The sequence below is a fragment of the Inquilinus limosus DSM 16000 genome (assembly GCF_000423185.1).
GTDB classification, from domain to species: Bacteria; Pseudomonadota; Alphaproteobacteria; order DSM-16000; family Inquilinaceae; genus Inquilinus; species Inquilinus limosus.
Genome location: NZ_AUHM01000021.1, coordinates 24,132 through 38,485 on the forward strand (window position 1 = coordinate 24,132; position 14,354 = coordinate 38,485).

The 14,354-nt window shown below is 71.3% G+C and carries 17 protein-coding genes; 4 read left to right on the forward strand and 13 right to left on the reverse strand.

The genetic code is table 11. The features are described 5' to 3' along the window. Positions 1–46 precede the first annotated feature (46 nt). Complete coding sequence (locus tag G537_RS0118590) at positions 47–1,213, forward strand: M20 aminoacylase family protein (protein ID WP_026871409.1); 1,167 nt, start codon at positions 47–49, stop codon at positions 1,211–1,213. A gap of 339 nt (positions 1,214–1,552) precedes the next feature. Here G537_RS0118590 and G537_RS0118595 read toward each other — a convergent pair whose 3' ends face one another. From G537_RS0118595 to G537_RS0118610, 4 genes are all read right to left on the reverse strand, one after another. Beyond that, complete coding sequence (locus G537_RS0118595; RefSeq protein ID WP_026871410.1) at positions 1,553–1,900, reverse strand: antibiotic biosynthesis monooxygenase family protein; 348 nt, start codon at positions 1,898–1,900, stop codon at positions 1,553–1,555. An 11-nt stretch (positions 1,901–1,911) separates the two neighbouring features. Then, complete coding sequence (locus tag G537_RS0118600; protein WP_026871411.1) at positions 1,912–2,802, reverse strand: alpha/beta fold hydrolase; 891 nt, start codon at positions 2,800–2,802, stop codon at positions 1,912–1,914. Between the two features lie 59 nt (positions 2,803–2,861). Continuing rightward, positions 2,862–3,734, reverse strand: a complete 873-nt coding sequence (locus G537_RS0118605) for a helix-turn-helix transcriptional regulator (RefSeq protein WP_026871412.1) — start codon at positions 3,732–3,734, stop codon at positions 2,862–2,864. Between the two features lie 64 nt (positions 3,735–3,798). After that, positions 3,799–4,494 carry an ATP12 family chaperone protein gene (locus tag G537_RS0118610; protein WP_026871413.1) on the reverse strand — a complete coding sequence of 232 codons (696 nt, stop codon included), beginning with the start codon at positions 4,492–4,494 and terminating at the stop codon, positions 3,799–3,801. A gap of 99 nt (positions 4,495–4,593) precedes the next feature. On the opposite strand from G537_RS0118610, the gene G537_RS0118615 reads away from it, so the two are divergent. Further along, positions 4,594–4,812 carry a hypothetical protein gene (locus G537_RS0118615; RefSeq protein WP_026871414.1) on the forward strand — a complete coding sequence of 73 codons (219 nt, stop codon included), beginning with the start codon at positions 4,594–4,596 and terminating at the stop codon, positions 4,810–4,812. A 21-nt stretch (positions 4,813–4,833) separates the two neighbouring features. On the opposite strand, the gene G537_RS38655 is transcribed toward G537_RS0118615, so the two are convergent. After that, on the reverse strand, positions 4,834–5,676 hold the full coding sequence (locus tag G537_RS38655) for a 5'-nucleotidase, lipoprotein e(P4) family (RefSeq protein ID WP_034852203.1): 843 nt from the start codon (positions 5,674–5,676) through the stop codon (positions 4,834–4,836). Positions 5,677–5,812: 136 nt separating this feature from the next. Between G537_RS38655 and G537_RS0118625 the strand changes: the two genes are divergently transcribed. Continuing rightward, entirely contained in the window at positions 5,813–6,433 is a 621-nt protein-coding gene (locus G537_RS0118625) for a glutathione S-transferase family protein (RefSeq protein ID WP_026871415.1), read from the forward strand. A 43-nt stretch (positions 6,434–6,476) separates the two neighbouring features. Further along, entirely contained in the window at positions 6,477–8,168 is a 1,692-nt protein-coding gene (locus tag G537_RS0118630; protein WP_026871416.1) for a dihydroxyacetone kinase family protein, read from the forward strand. Positions 8,169–8,323: 155 nt separating this feature from the next. Here the strand turns inward: G537_RS0118630 and ureG are convergent, their stop codons facing one another. From ureG to urtE, 8 genes are all read right to left on the reverse strand, one after another. Further along, positions 8,324–8,935 (reverse strand): urease accessory protein UreG, encoded by a 612-nt coding sequence (gene ureG, locus G537_RS0118635; protein ID WP_026871417.1) that lies wholly within the window; start codon positions 8,933–8,935, stop codon positions 8,324–8,326. Beyond that, positions 8,932–9,654, reverse strand: coding sequence for an urease accessory protein UreF (locus tag G537_RS0118640; RefSeq protein ID WP_081688910.1), 723 nt, complete (start codon positions 9,652–9,654; stop codon positions 8,932–8,934). Before G537_RS0118640 ends, ureG begins: the two co-directional genes overlap by 4 nt. Beyond that, complete coding sequence (locus G537_RS38660; RefSeq protein WP_034852205.1) at positions 9,617–10,084, reverse strand: urease accessory protein UreE; 468 nt, start codon at positions 10,082–10,084, stop codon at positions 9,617–9,619. Before G537_RS38660 ends, G537_RS0118640 begins: the two co-directional genes overlap by 38 nt. A gap of 129 nt (positions 10,085–10,213) precedes the next feature. Further along, a complete protein-coding gene (gene ureC, locus G537_RS0118650) occupies positions 10,214–11,923 on the reverse strand; it encodes an urease subunit alpha (RefSeq protein ID WP_026871419.1) in 1,710 nt (569 codons plus the stop codon). A gap of 13 nt (positions 11,924–11,936) precedes the next feature. Further along, entirely contained in the window at positions 11,937–12,257 is a 321-nt protein-coding gene (locus tag G537_RS0118655) for an urease subunit beta (protein WP_026871420.1), read from the reverse strand. A gap of 232 nt (positions 12,258–12,489) precedes the next feature. After that, positions 12,490–12,792, reverse strand: coding sequence for an urease subunit gamma (locus G537_RS0118660; RefSeq protein ID WP_026871421.1), 303 nt, complete (start codon positions 12,790–12,792; stop codon positions 12,490–12,492). A gap of 22 nt (positions 12,793–12,814) precedes the next feature. Next, positions 12,815–13,633, reverse strand: coding sequence for an urease accessory protein UreD (locus tag G537_RS0118665; protein WP_026871422.1), 819 nt, complete (start codon positions 13,631–13,633; stop codon positions 12,815–12,817). Positions 13,634–13,658: 25 nt separating this feature from the next. Then, a complete protein-coding gene (gene urtE / locus G537_RS0118670; protein ID WP_026871423.1) occupies positions 13,659–14,354 on the reverse strand; it encodes an urea ABC transporter ATP-binding subunit UrtE in 696 nt (231 codons plus the stop codon).

Genomic DNA, 14,354 nt, shown 5'->3' on the forward strand with positions numbered 1-14,354 from the left:
GCCTTGGGTCCTGATATCGTCTGACATTCCGCGCGAAGGACCAGCCATGAAGATCGATCCGATGATCGCCGGCTTCGCCGACGAGCTGACCGCGTGGCGGCGCGACATCCACGCCCATCCCGAGCTGGGCTTCGAGGAGAACCGCACCAGCGCCCTGGTGGCGGAGCGGCTGCGCGCCTTCGGCTGCGAGGTGGCGACCGGAATCGGCCGCACCGGCGTGGTCGGCACCCTCCGGGTCGGCAACAACCCGCGGGCGATCGCGCTGCGCGCCGACATGGATGCGCTGCCGATGCCGGAGGCGAACGGCTTCGGCCACCGGTCGCAGACTCCCGGCGTGATGCATGCCTGCGGCCATGACGGCCACACCACCATGCTGCTGGGCGCGGCCCGCTACCTGGCGACGACGCGGAATTTCGACGGCACGGTGCATTTCATCTTCCAGCCGGCGGAGGAAGGCCGCGGCGGGGCGCAGGCGATGATCGCCGACGGGCTGTTCCGGCAGTTCCCCTGCGAGGCGGTGTTCGGCATGCACAACTTCCACACGCTGGAGGCCGGCCGGGTGGGGGTGCGTCCCGGCCCGGCGATGTCCGGCGGCGGCGTCTTCGATATCGAGATCGCCGGCCGCGGCGCCCATGGTGCGCTGCCGGAGACCGGCGTCGACCCGGTGCTGATCGCGGCGCATCTGGTGACGGCGCTGCAGAGCGTCGTCGCCCGCAACGTCTCGGCGCTCGACTCCGCCGTGGTCAGCGTCACCCAGATCCATGCCGGCGACGCCTACAACGTGATACCGGACACGGCGGTGCTGCGCGGCACCTTCCGCGCCCTGCGGCTGGACGTGCTGGAGGCGGTCAAGGCCCGGATCGAGACGATCACCCGAGACGTCGCCGCCGCCTTCGGCGGCCGGGCCGAGCCGAAGGTGCAGATCCGGGTGATCCCGCTGGTCAACGACGCGGCCGAGGCCGCCTGGGCCGCCGGCGCCGCCGCCGAGGCGCTGGGCGGCGACGCGGTCGAGCCCGACCCCGGCATCATCATGGCCTCGGAGGATTTCGCCTATATGCTGGCGGAGAAGCCGGGCGCCTTCCTGTTCATCGGCAGCGGCAAGGGCAGCGTGCCGGTGCACAACCCGCATTACGACTTCAACGACGACATCCTGCCGGTCGGCGCCACGCTGTGGGCCCGGCTGGTGGAGGCCCGGCTGAAGAAGGCGGAGTGATCCCGCTTCCGGACGCCGGGTTCCCCCAACTCGTCAGATCAGCAGGACGGGGCGTGGAGGCGAGAGCAGATGGCCTCTCCCGCCTGCGGGAGAGGTCGGGCTCGCGAAGCGAGACCGGGTGAGGGCAGGATACGGTCTCACCGAAAATCCGGCTTTGCTGCAGGCGAGCAAATGATCTGCTCGATTTCCGAAGCTATGGCTCCTGTCATCGGGGCCGTTGGCCCTCACCCGGAGCCGCTGACGCGGCTCCGACCTCTCCCGCAAGCGGGAGAGGCATCGGACTGCACTGGGGAGAAGTGTAATGCCGTAGCGCGCTTCCGAGAGGATGCGACCCGGGCATCACGGGCCGTCGCCGCCGATGTTGCCGTGTGAGGCGCGGATCTCGAGGATCTGGACCCGGTCCGGCAGCTCGATCAGGAATTCCGGATCGCGGTCCAGATGATGGATGCGGGTCGGGTCGCCGCCCGTGAACCGCGACATCGCCTCGATGCTCTCCCAATAGGAGATCGTGACGAACTCCGTCTCGTTCTCGCGATCCTCGCGCAGGGTCTGGACGCCCATCGCCTTCTCGATCAGGGGCCTGATCCCGACCTCGTAGTTGTAGGCCTCGTATTCATCCGCCCGTGCCCGCGTCGTGCGGCCGCGCCAGATCCGGGCGATTGCGGGTCGCTTGGCGTTGTCGCTCATCGTCTTCCTCCTCACGCGCCATGCACGCGGCCGAGAAAGTCCCGCGCCAGGGCCGCGATCTCGTCGAGATTGGTTTCGAGCGCCCAATGCCCGCCGTCGAGCAGGTGGAGCTCCGACTCCGGCAGGTCGCGCAGATACGCCTTCGCCGACGCCTCCGGCATGTAGCCGTCCTGCGGGCCCCAGGCGATCAGCGTCGGCGGCCGGTGCTCGCGCAGATAGGCCTGGTATCGGGGGAACCAGCCCAGATTCTCCTTCAGCCCCTCCATCAGCCCGACCGCGATCCCGCGGCGCTTGGGCGTGCCCATCAGCGACCAGTGCAGCTTCCACAGATCCGGCGGGATGCGCTCGGCGAGATCGTCGCGGACGTCGTTCAGGAACTCGTCGCGGAACCCCTCCTCGCTCACCGCTGCGACGAGCCTGGCGCGCGCCCCGGCCGTCGGGTTTGCGAAATAGCCCGTCAGATAGGCGTATTTCGGCCCGAGCGCGTCCTCGTAGATATCGCCGTTCTGGATGATGAGGGCCGCGATGCGGTCCGGCCGCCGGATCGTCAGGCGCAGGCCGATCTGCGAGCCGTAGTCGTGCAGATAGAGGGCGAAGCGGTCGAGCTTCAGCGCCTGCGTGAACCGCTCGAGGAACGCAGCATAGCCGTCGAAGTCATAGGCGAATCCCTCGGGCGTGTCGCTGTAGCCGAAACCGGGGAAGTCCGGCGCGACGAGGCGCCAGCGGTCGGCCAGCGCCGCCATGAAATTGCGGAACTGGTACGAGGAGCAGGGATAGCCGTGCGGCAGCAGCACGGCGGGCGCGTCCGCCCGGCCCGCTTCGCGATAGAAGATGCGGATCCCGTCGATCGCGACGTGCCGGTGCCGGACGCTCCGGTCGGCGGATGGTGGTATCTGGGACATGGCAGCCGTCTCCATCGAAGAGGGGACGAGGCGCGGTCTTCCGCACCGCTTGCCGAGAGCTAGGCAGCCGCGGCGGCCCCCGCTTGCAAAAACTTGCTCATCTGCCGCAGCCCGGGGCCTCGCAGCGCCTCGCGCAGCGCGCTCGGGGTCGTTCCGAAGGTCTTCCGGAACGATCCGGTCATATGGCTGTGGTCGGAGAACCCCGTCCGGACGGCCAGGCCGCTGAGATCGGCCGCACCGTCGGCCAATTCCTCCAGCGCGACGGCGAGGCGAAGCCGCAAGCGGTACTGGCGGATCGTCATGCCGGTCTCGCGCCTGAACAGCCGCGCCAGGTGGAAGGGCGAGCAGGCCGCGGCATCGGCGACGGCCTCGAGGCCGTGATCGGCCGCCGGATTTGCGGCGATGAAAGCACGTGCCCGGGCGACGCGTCGGCGCGCCGCGGCGGTGGCACGGCGGTCGTCCGGCAGAAGGTCGAAATCGCCCGCGACCGCCCGCACGAGGCCGACCGCCACCTCCTCGGCGGCCAGCCGCTCCCGCCCGTTCGCCGCGATCTCGGACATGACCCGCAGGTTGAGCGCCTGGGTACGGGGGCGGAGATGGGTCCCGAGATCGCGCGCCAGCGGCTTCGGGCCGAAGGCCTCCTCCAGCAGCCCGGGACCGAACTCGATGCAGGTCGACCGGTCCGGCGCCTCCCGGTCGTAGGGATGGCTCAGGCAATAGGCCTCGCCGCTCCGGTAGAGCAGCGCCAGCCCCGGCTCCGCCAGCGCCGTGGTTCCGCGCGCATGGTAGGCATGGACGCCCCGGCGCACGATGGTGATCGACGACAGCCGGCCGCAATGCTCGCAGCCCCGCCCGGATTTCGGCGTGCGGCAGGTGACGTCCGCGACCGTCAGAAGCGGAGAGGACAGCAGGACGCGCGAGGTTGCAGCCATGGGCTTGTCCCGATCTGACTCGTCGTCAGCCGGACAAGATAGATCGCCTGTCCAGAGGCTCCAGTCAGCAGGCCGCCAACTCGACCAGCCGCGCGGCTGCCTGCAGCTCGGCCCTGAGCGTCGCGCGCCGGGCCGCGGCCTCCGCATCCTCGCCCCAGCGCTCGATCTGGAAGCTGGCGTCGAGCTCCGCCAGCTCGAAGGCGGTGTCGGCATCGATCCGGCCGGCCAGCAGGGCCAGGCCGAGCACGAGCGATCCGGTCAGCGCCGTCGCCTGGTGCAGCGCCGTCAGCCGCCAGTCGTCCTGCGCCGCCACCGCCGCGCGCAACGCCGCCAGGCTCGAGTCCGGCTGGGCCTGGTGGACGATGCCGGAGGTCGCGGTGAGCGGCGCGTCGAGTGCGGTCATCGCCCAGTCGAGCAGCGGCTGCCAGGCGGCCTTCTGCCGCTCGGCCAGCGCCGCCGGCGCCTCGGCGCGGTAGCACAGCAGGTCGGTGCCGCCGTAGCCGGCGACGGTGTCGACGATGTGCTCGCGATTCGGCGCCACCCGGTCGATCGCCGTCGCCGCGAGCTGCATCAGCGGCATGGTCGCGGGCACGACGTCGTCGGCCTGCGCCGCCCATTCCGCCGCCACCGCGTCGGCCAGGGCGCGGCTGGGCAGGACGAACCCGGCCTTGGCCGGGCTCCGGATCGGCTTGCCGTCGAGCGCGACACCGAAGCCGTCACCCACCGGTACCACCGTCACCGTCTTGTAGAACCGCTTCATGCTCCGCCCCCTTCCCGCGTGGCGCCGATATCGGCAATCGCGGCCGCGGATGCAACCCACCTTCCGTCGGGGCCGCGGGAATGCTACCGCGGTGCCGCGATGCAGCTCGACCTGACCAACACCCTGATCATCCTGGCCGTCGCCACGGCGGTGGTCGCCGCCATGGCGGTGATGGACCGGCGCAAGCCGCCGCCGGGCGAGGTGCGGCTGTTTCCGGTGATCCCGGTGATGATGGCGGCGGCGCTGGTCGTGATCCTGATGCTGGCGCATCTGGTCTCGCTGCTGACCGGGCAGCCGTTCCAAGGCCGCGGGTTCTGAGCCCGCGGCCCGGTGCCGTGGTTACTGCCCGTTCCAGGGCGTCAGCGCCTCCATCTTCAATCGCCGCTGCTCCTCCTTCGGCAGCTTGTAGTCGCCCTTGTAGGGCGCCGATTCGAAGGAGCCGTAGGTCGGGTTGGCGATCGCGATCCAGTCGCGGCCCCAATGGTCCTTCGCCGCCTCGAACGCCTTCTGCCGCTCCTCCAGCGAGCCTTTGTAGGCGTCGGTGAAGTCGCCGAAATTGTCGCCGATCAGCAGCAGGATCCGGTAGTCCTTGGCGATGAAGGCGCGGCGCGTGCCCTTGGCCGAGCTCCAGTCCGGCTGCTCCTTGGCGCTGAGGAAGGTGTCGACATTGTCGCCCATCGGGAAGCCCAGCGCCTTCATGTGCTCGACCGTCGCCGGCTCCTCCTCCTTGGTGCGGTTGGTGACGTAGAACACCTTCACGCCCTTGGACGCCGCGTATTGGGTGAACTCGACCGCGCCGGGGATCGGGGTGTCGATCTTGGCGTTGACGTATGTCGTCCAGGTCTTGGGGTCGAAGCCGGTGCCCTCGATCACGTTGCGGGCCTGGTAGGGCGAGGTGTTCAGCACCGTGTCGTCGACATCGAGCACCACCGCCGGCGGCAGGTTCTTGAAGTCGCCGGTCTGCTCGGCCGGCGCCGCGGTGCGGGACGCATCCGCCAGCGCCTCGTCGAGCCGGATCCGGGCCAGCGCATAGGCGCCGAGCGCATTGGCCTGAGCTTCGACCGAGGTCTGGTCCCACAGCACGGCGTTGAGATTGTCGTCCGGCTCGGGGCCCTGCTGCGCCTGCGCCGCGCCCGCCAGCGCCATCACCGCAAGGGCCGGGGCCCATCCGTACCGCATCATCCGAAGCCTCCGACTGTTACAGTTTCTTGACAGCATTTGAGCAAGCCCGGCCGGGCCGCCGCAACCCCGTTCGCACCGGATGTCGCGCGCCGCTGCGGCGTGTTAGGAGTGCCAGGCGCGACGAAGGGGAAGACCGATGTACACGCTCTACGCCACCTCGCTCACCGGTTCGGCGATCACCGAGATCATGCTGGCCCTGGCCGGCGTGCCCTACCAGATCAAGTCGATCGATCCCTGGGAGAACGAGGCCGACCGCGAGGCGCTGCGGCGGCTCAATCCCCTGACCCAGCTGCCGGTGCTGATCCTGCCCGACGGCACGGTGATGACCGAGAGCGGGGCCATCACCCTGCACCTCGCCGATGTGGCGCCGCAGGCCGGGCTGGCGCCGCCGCCCGGCCATCCGGACCGGCCGGCCTTCCTGCGCCGGCTGGTCTTCCTGGTCGCCGCGCTGTATCCGACCTGGACCTTCGGCGACGACCCCGGCCGCTGGGTGTCCGGCGATGAGGCCAAGGCCGAGCTGCGTGCCTCGACCGACGAGCACCGCAAGGTGCTGTGGCGGCAGATGGAGGCGGTGGCGGGCGCGCCCTGGTTCCTGGGCGAGACGCGGTCGGCCATCGACATCTATATCGCGGTGATGAACCGTTGGCGCCCGGGCAGCCAATGGTTCCGAGACGAGTGCCCGAAGCTGTCCGTCATCGCCGAAAGACTGCGCGCCGACCCCGCCCTGGCCGCGGTGTGGCAACGAAACGAAGCCTGAGCCGTTCTTCCTCCCGATCCCGATCTTCCGACCGAGGCCCGACGTGAAGAAGCTGATCAACAATCCGCGCCATGTCCTGCGCGAGATGCTGGAAGGGTTCGTCGACCTGCATTCCGGCCTGGCGCTGCTGGAGGAGGCCGTGGTGGTCCGCGCCGACCTGCCGGTGCCGGCGTCGCGCCCGGTCGCCATCCTCTCCGGCGGCGGCAGCGGGCATGAGCCGGCCCATGCCGGCTATGTCGGCCCCGGCATCCTGGCCGGCGCCGTGGCCGGCGACGTTTTCACCTCGCCCAGCGTCGACGCCGTGCTGGCCGGAATCCGCGCCGCTGCCGGCCCGGCCGGCGTGGTGCTGGTGGTCAAGAACTACACCGGCGACCGGCTGAACTTCGGCCTGGCCGCCGAGCTGGCGCGGGACGAAGGCATCCCGGTCGAGATCGTGGTGGTGGCCGACGACGTGGCGCTGCGCGACACGGTCGAGCCGGCGCGCCGCCGCGGCATCGCCGGCACCGTGCTGATCCACAAGCTGGCCGGCGCCGCGGCGGCGGCCGGCAGGCCGCTGGCCGAGGTCGCCGCCATCGCCCGCGCCGCCGCCGCCGATCTCGGCACCATGGGCGTGGCGCTGGACGGCTGCACGGTGCCGGCCAATGGCCGCCCCGGCTTCACCCTGGGCGAGAACGAGATCGAGCTGGGCCTCGGCATCCACGGCGAGGCCGGGGTGCGGCGCGGGCCGATGCAGCCGGCCGACGCCCTCGTGGCCGAGATGCTGGAGGCGATCGTGTCCGACCGCGGCCTCGGCCAGGGCGACCGGGTGGCGCTGCTGGTCAACGGCCTTGGCGCCACGCCGCCGATGGAGCTGTCGATCGTCGCCCGCGCCGCCCTGGCCGACCTCGCCGCGCGGGGCATCACGGTGGAGCGGGCCTGGGCCGGCAACTTCCTGACCGCGCTGGACATGCCCGGCTGCTCGCTGAGCCTGCTCAAGCTCGATGACGAGCGGCTCGCCCTGCTCGACGCGCCGGCCCAGGCCCCTGCCTGGCCGGGCGGCGGCCGGATCGGGCCGAAGCGGCGAATCCACGCGCCGGAACCGGCGCCGGCGGCCCAGGCCGAAGCCGCCCCCTCGCCGCTCGCCCCTGCCCTGAAGACCGCCGGTCTCGCGGTGGCGGAGGCGCTGGTCAAGGCCGAGCCGCATCTGACCGATCTCGATTCCCGCGCCGGCGACGGCGACCTGGGCGCCAGCATGGTGCGGGCGGCTGAGGCGATCCAGGCCCTGCCCGACACCGCCTGGGCCGACCCGTCACGGGCGCTGGCCGCGATCGGCGACGCGCTGCGCCGGGCGATCGGCGGCAGCTCCGGCCCGTTCTACGCCACGGCCCTGCTGCGCGCGTCGCGGCGGCTGGCCTGCGACCCGGCCCCTGCCCCGGCCGCCTGGGCCGAGGCCTTCACGGTCGCCGTGCAGTCGATCGCCGAGCTGGGCGGCGCCAAGGCGGGCGACCGCACCATGCTGGACGCGCTGCAGCCGGCGGCCGAAGCCTTCTCGGCCGGCCTGGCGGAAGGCAAGTCGCCGGAGGAGGCCTGGGCCGCCTGCGTCGCCGCTGCGGCCGCCGGCACCGACGCCACGGCGCGGATGCTGCCGCGCCTCGGCCGGGCCAGCTATCTCGGCGAACGCGCCATCGGCGTCCCCGACGCCGGCGCCGCCGCCGCCCTGGTCTGGCTGCAGGCGCTGACGCCGTCAATCCGATAGAGCCGTCGTTCGTTACCTCTCCCGCCTGGCGGGAGAGGTCAGGCGTCCGCCAGGACGACCGGGTGAGGGCTGGCCCAGGCCTCGACGGGCTCCCCTCACCCGGAGCCGCTTCGCGTCTCCGACCTCTCCCGCAAGCGGGAGAGGCCGTGTCAACTTCAGCTCAGCCCGCCCGCCTTCTCGATGAAGGACGCGATCTCCGCCACGCCGTCGCCGCTGCGCACCCGGGCGAAGACGAAGGGGCGCTCGCCGCGCATCTTGCGGGCGTCGCGGTCCATCACCTCGAGCGAGGCGCCGACCAGTGGCGCCAGGTCGGTCTTGTTGATCACCAGGAGGTCGGAGCGGGTGATGCCCGGTCCGCCCTTGCGCGGGATCTTGTCGCCGGCCGAGACGTCGATGACGTAGATGGTGATGTCCGCCAGCTCCGGGCTGAAGGTGGCGGCCAGGTTGTCGCCGCCGGATTCGATCAGCACCAGGTCGAGGTTCGGGAAGCGGCGCCGCATCTCCGCCACCGCCGCCAGGTTGATCGAGGCGTCCTCGCGGATCGCGGTGTGCGGACAGCCGCCGGTCTCCACCCCCAGGATGCGGTCGGAGGACAGCGACCCGGCGCGGTTCAGGAACTCCGCATCCTCCTTGGTGTAGATGTCGTTGGTGATGGCGGCGATATCGTAGCGGTCGCGGAAGGCCTTGCAGAGCGCGTCCATCAGCGCCGTCTTGCCGGAGCCGACCGGGCCGCCGATGCCGACGCGCAGGGGTCCGTTCTGGGTCATGTTCGGAACAACCTCGTATACTGGGTCTCGTGCTGCATCGATGCGATGTCGGCGGCGACCGCCAGACCGCCGCATTGGCTGAAGGGGTCGTCGTCGGACAGTTCGGCCGCCCGGGCCGCCGTTGCTTCCACCGCCGGCATCAGCGCGGCGATGGCGCGCTGGCCGTCGGTCTGGCCCAGCGGCACCAGGCGCTGCGCCGCCGACACCAGATTGGCGGCGACGGCGTGCAGGAAGGCGGTCAGCGCCGGGCCCAGGGCGATGCCGTGACCGGCGGCGCAGGCGGCGACCGCGACCGGGTAGGCGACGCTCTCGCCGATGCGGGCGGCCAGCCGCTCCAGCCCCGGCACCGGCCAGGCGGCACGGGAGATGGTCAGGAAGGCCGTGCCCTGGGCCAGGGTCTCGACCTGCCGCTCGCGCGAGGCCGCCAGCGCCGCGGCGAGGTCGGCGACCTCCGCCAGCCGGTCGTCGTCCCCTGCTGCGGCGGCGCGGTGGGCGTGGACGAACAGCACGGCGTCGTTCCAGCCGGCGCCGTTCGCCAGCGCATCCTCGATCCAGGCGACCAGGCACGGCCGGTCCGTGACCCAGCCGGCCTCGTTCGCCCATTCCAGCCCGCTGGAATGGCTGAAGGCGCCGACCGGGTAGGAGGGCGACAGCCAAGCCATCAGCCGGTAGAGCGCCGCGTCAGCCATGGTGGTGATGGTGTCCGTGCACCGCGCCATGGCCATAGGCGCCGCCCTCGGGGTCGAAGGGCGCCTCGATGGCAGTGATCGTGCCGCCGAGGCCGCGCACCATCTCCTCGATCACGTGGTCGGCGCGGATGCGCAGCGCGTCGGGCAGAAGCTGGGTCGGCAGGTGCCGGTTGCCGAGATGCCAGGCGATGCGGATCAGCTCCGCCTGGCTGCCGGCGCGGATCTCGACCAGCCGCTCCGGCGCCGCCCGGACCAGGACCAGGCTGCCGTCCTCGCCCTCGAGCGCATCGCCGTCGCGCAGATGCGCCGCCTCGGACAGGTCGAGCAGCACCACCGTCCCGGCTTCGCCATACAGCACGATGCGGCGGCGATGGCGGGAGTCGTAGTCCAGCACCACCTTGTCGGAGACGGCCGCCGGATCGAAGCTCCCGACCGGGACGACGGCGGTGAAGCGCTTCATGGCCGGGTCCCGTTGTAGGTTGGGTTCGCCGTCGGCGAACCCAACATTGGGGCCGCATCACCGGCATGTTGAGTTCGCATCCGCGAACCCAACCTACGAAGTCTGTGCGACGTCGTGATCACAGCCATCTCAGAACAGGAAGTACCGCTGCGCCATCGGCAGCACCGCCGCCGGTTCGCAGGTCAGGAGCTCGCCGTCGGCGCGGACTTCGTAGGTCTCGGGGTCGACCTCGATCAAAGGCGTCGCGGAATTGTGGATCATGTCGGCCTTGCCGATGCTCCGCGTGCCTTCGACCGCCACCACCTCGCGCGCCAAGCCCAGGCGCTCGCCGATGCCGTCCTCCAGCGCCGCCTTCGACACGAAGGTGATGGCCGAGGCCGGCATGGCACGGCCGAAGCCGCCGAACATCGGCCGGTAGTGCACCGGCTGCGGCGTCGGGATCGAGGCGTTGGGGTCGCCCATCAGGGCCATCGAGATGGTGCCGGCCTTCAGCACCAGGTCCGGCTTCACCCCGAAGAAGGCCGGCGACCACAGCACCAGATCGGCCAGCTTGCCGGGCTCGACCGAGCCGACATGCCGCGACAGGCCCTGCGCGATCGCCGGGTTGATCGTGTATTTGGCGACATAGCGCTTGGCCCGGACATTGTCGTTCTGCCCCGTCTCCTGCGCCAGCCGGCCGCGCTGCAGCTTCATCTTGTGGGCAGTCTGCCAGGTGCGCAGGATCACCTCCCCCACCCGGCCCATGGCCTGGCTGTCGGAGGAGATGATCGAGAAGGCGCCGAGGTCGTGCAGGATGTCCTCGGCCGCGATCGTCTCGCGGCGAATCCGGCTTTCAGCGAAGGCCACGTCCTCCGGGATCCCGGCATCGAGGTGATGGCACACCATCAGCATGTCGAGATGCTCGTCGAGCGTGTTGACGGTGAAGGGCCGGGTCGGGTTGGTCGAGGACGGGATGACATTGGCCAGGCCCGCCACCCGGATGATGTCCGGCGCATGGCCGCCGCCCGCGCCTTCGGTGTGGAAGGCGTGGATGGTGCGGCCCTTGAAGGCGGCGATGGTGTCCTCGACGAAGCCGCTCTCGTTCAGCGTGTCGGTGTGGATCATCACCTGCACGTCCATCGCGTCGGCGACGGCGAGGCAGCAGTCGATCGCGGCCGGCGTCGTGCCCCAGTCCTCGTGGAGCTTGAGGCAGGAGGCGCCGGCGCGGATCTGCTCGATCAGCGCGTCCGGCCGGCTGGCATTGCCCTTGCCGGCGAAGGACAGGTTGACCGGCAGCCCCTCCGCCGCCTGCAGCATCCGGGCGATGTGCCAGGGGCCGGGCGTGCAGGTGGTGGCCTTGGTGCCGGTGGACGGGCCGGTGCCGCCGCCGACCAGGGTGGTGACGCCGCTGGCGATCGCCTCCTCCACCTGCTGCGGGCAGATGAAGTGGATGTGGCAGTCGATGCCGCCGGCGGTCAGGATCTTGCCCTCGCCGGCAATGATCTCGGTGCCCGGGCCGATGACGATGTCGACGCCGGGCTGGATGTCCGGGTTGCCGGCCTTGCCGATGGCGGCGATGCGGCCGTCGCGGATGGCGACATCGGCCTTGACGATGCCCCAGTGGTCGAGGATCACGGCGTTGGTGATCACGGTGTCGGCCGAGCCTTCGGCCCGGGTGGCCTGGCCCTGGCCCATGCCGTCGCGGATCACCTTGCCGCCGCCGAACTTGACCTCCTCGCCATAGATCGTGTGGTCGCGCTCGATCTCGATGAACAGCTCGGTGTCGGCCAGGCGCAGCCGGTCACCGGTGGTCGGGCCGAACATGTCGGCATAGGCGGCGCGGGAGATGGAAACGGGCATGCTCTCGGCCTCCTCAGCCCTGGACCGGATCGAGCGGCCCCATGACCGCCTGGCGGAACCCGACCGCGACGCGCGCGCCGGACAGGGGGATGAGGCGCACCTCGCGGCTCTGTCCCGGCTCGAACCGCACCGCGGTGCCGGCCGGGATGTCGAGGCGCCGCCCCCGCGCGGCCGCCCGGTCGAAGGACAGGGCCGGGTTGGTCTCGAAGAAATGGTAGTGGCTGCCGACCTGGACCGGCCGGTCGCCGGTGTTGGCCACGGTCAGGACGATGCTGTCGCGCCCGGCGTTCAGCTCGATCTCGCCCAGCGCCGGAATGAGTTCGCCCGGGATCATGCTGCGGCTCCATCGCTCTTTTTGAGTCCCCCCTCCCCTCGCGGGAGGCGGGCAGGGGGAGGGGGTTCGCGCAGCGAGAACCGGCGAAGAGAAACAGCAGAGACGTGGTCATCGAACACGGATCTGCGTCGACGGAGTCCTTCGATCGACAACCCCCTCCCCCTACCCCCCTCCCGCGGGGGGAGGGGGGACTCGTGAGGCTTGGCGGTGGAGTGTTGCATCCCCTTCCTCCTCACCTGATCGGCTGATGGACGGTCACCAGCTTGGTGCCGTCGGGGAAGGTGGCCTCGACCTGGACGTCGTGGATCATCTCGGCCACGCCCTCCATCACCTGGTCGCGGGTCAGCACCGTGGCGCCGGCCGCCATCAGCTCGGCCACCGGGCGGCCGTCGCGGGCGCCTTCGGTGACGAAGTCGGAGATCAGCGCCACCGCCTCCGGATAGTTCAGCTTCACGCCGCGCTCCAGCCGCCGGCGCGCCACCATCGCGGCCATGGCGATAAGGAGCTTGTCCTTCTCCCGCGGGGTCAGGTTCAAGGGGTGTCCTCCCGGTCCTTCGTCAACAGTGCCAGACGCGCGGCAGCGGGCGCCCCGCCCGCAGCACGCCGAGCGCCGAGATCAGGTCGCGCCGCAGCACGGCGCCGTCCGGCGCGGCGAAGCGGGCGACCAGGATGCCGTTCCAGGCGCTGGCGCCAGCCAGTCCTTCGGCCTCGGCCAGGACCGCGCGCAGCGGTTCCACCAGAGCCTCCGCCTCGGGCGCGGCATGGAGCAGCGTCGCCACCGCCCGGGCGCCGCGGCCGAGGCCCGGCCGGTCCAGCGCCGCCGCCGGATCGCCGTCGACCGCCAGCGCATCGGCATAGACCAGCCGGCCGTCGCGCCGGACCCGCCAGGCGTCGCGCAGAGTGCCCTGCCGCACCACCTCGCCCATCGCCGCCCGGCCGAACACGATCGCCTCGACCCCGAGGAAGGCCGCATCGCCGCGCAGATCCACCTGCAGGTCGCGGTCGAGCCGGGCGCGGTCGAACAGGATCGTCTCCTGCGGCAGCCATTCCGCGGCGGCGCCGGGCTCGACCACCAGCCGGCTCTCGATCCGCGCCGCGTCGCCGAGCGAGCGGTAGATCCGCTCCGCCGCCTGCCCCGCCACTGTCGCCGCCGTGCCCTCGCCCCAGCGGATCGCCTGGCGCAGCCGGTCGCCGCCAGTCAGCCCGCCGGCGGTGTTCAGCAGCACGGCGCCGGTGAAGGCCCCGGCCTCGCGCCGCGGGAAACGCGCCTTGGCGCAGCCCTCCTGGAACAGGGCGGCCAGCACCGTCTCGGCCCCGCGCCGCTTGAAGCCGAGGTCGAGCCGGCCGCGGGCGCGCGCCAGCGGCACGGGCGACACCGCCGGCTCCGCAGGGGCCGGGACATCAGACCGTAAGGTGACGACGGACGCTGTCTTCATCGAGTGCGGTCTTGTCCCCGTCCAGCACCACCTCGCCGCGATCCATCACGACGAGGCGCTGGCCCAGCGCATGGGCGAAATCGAAATACTGCTCGACCAGCAGGATCGCCATGGTGCCGCGGTCGCGCAGTATCGCGATAACGCGGCCGATGTCCTTGATGATCGATGGCTGGATGCCCTCCGTCGGCTCGTCCAGGATCAGGAGGCGCGGCCGGGTCACCAGCGCCCGACCGATCGCCAATTGCTGCTGCTGGCCGCCGGACAGGTCGCCGCCGCGCCGTCCCAGCATCGACTTCAACACCGGGAACAGCTCGAAGATCTCCTCCGGAATCTTCCGCTCGCGCCGCGGCAGCACGGCGAAGCCGGTCTCCAGATTCTCCTTCACCGTCAGCAGCGGGAAGATCTCACGCCCCTGCGGCACGAAGGCGATGCCGCGCCGCGCCCGCTCCGCCGTCGGCAGCCGGGTGATGTCCTCGCCCTCCCACAGGATCTTGCCGGCGGCCACCGGCTGCTGGCCGACGATGGCGCGCAGCGTGCTGGTCTTGCCGACGCCGTTGCGGCCCATCAGGCAGGTCACCTGCCCCCTGCCGACGCCGAGCGAGACCCGGCGCAGCGCCTGGGCCGCGCCGTAGAACAGATCGATGCCCTCGACCGACAGCAT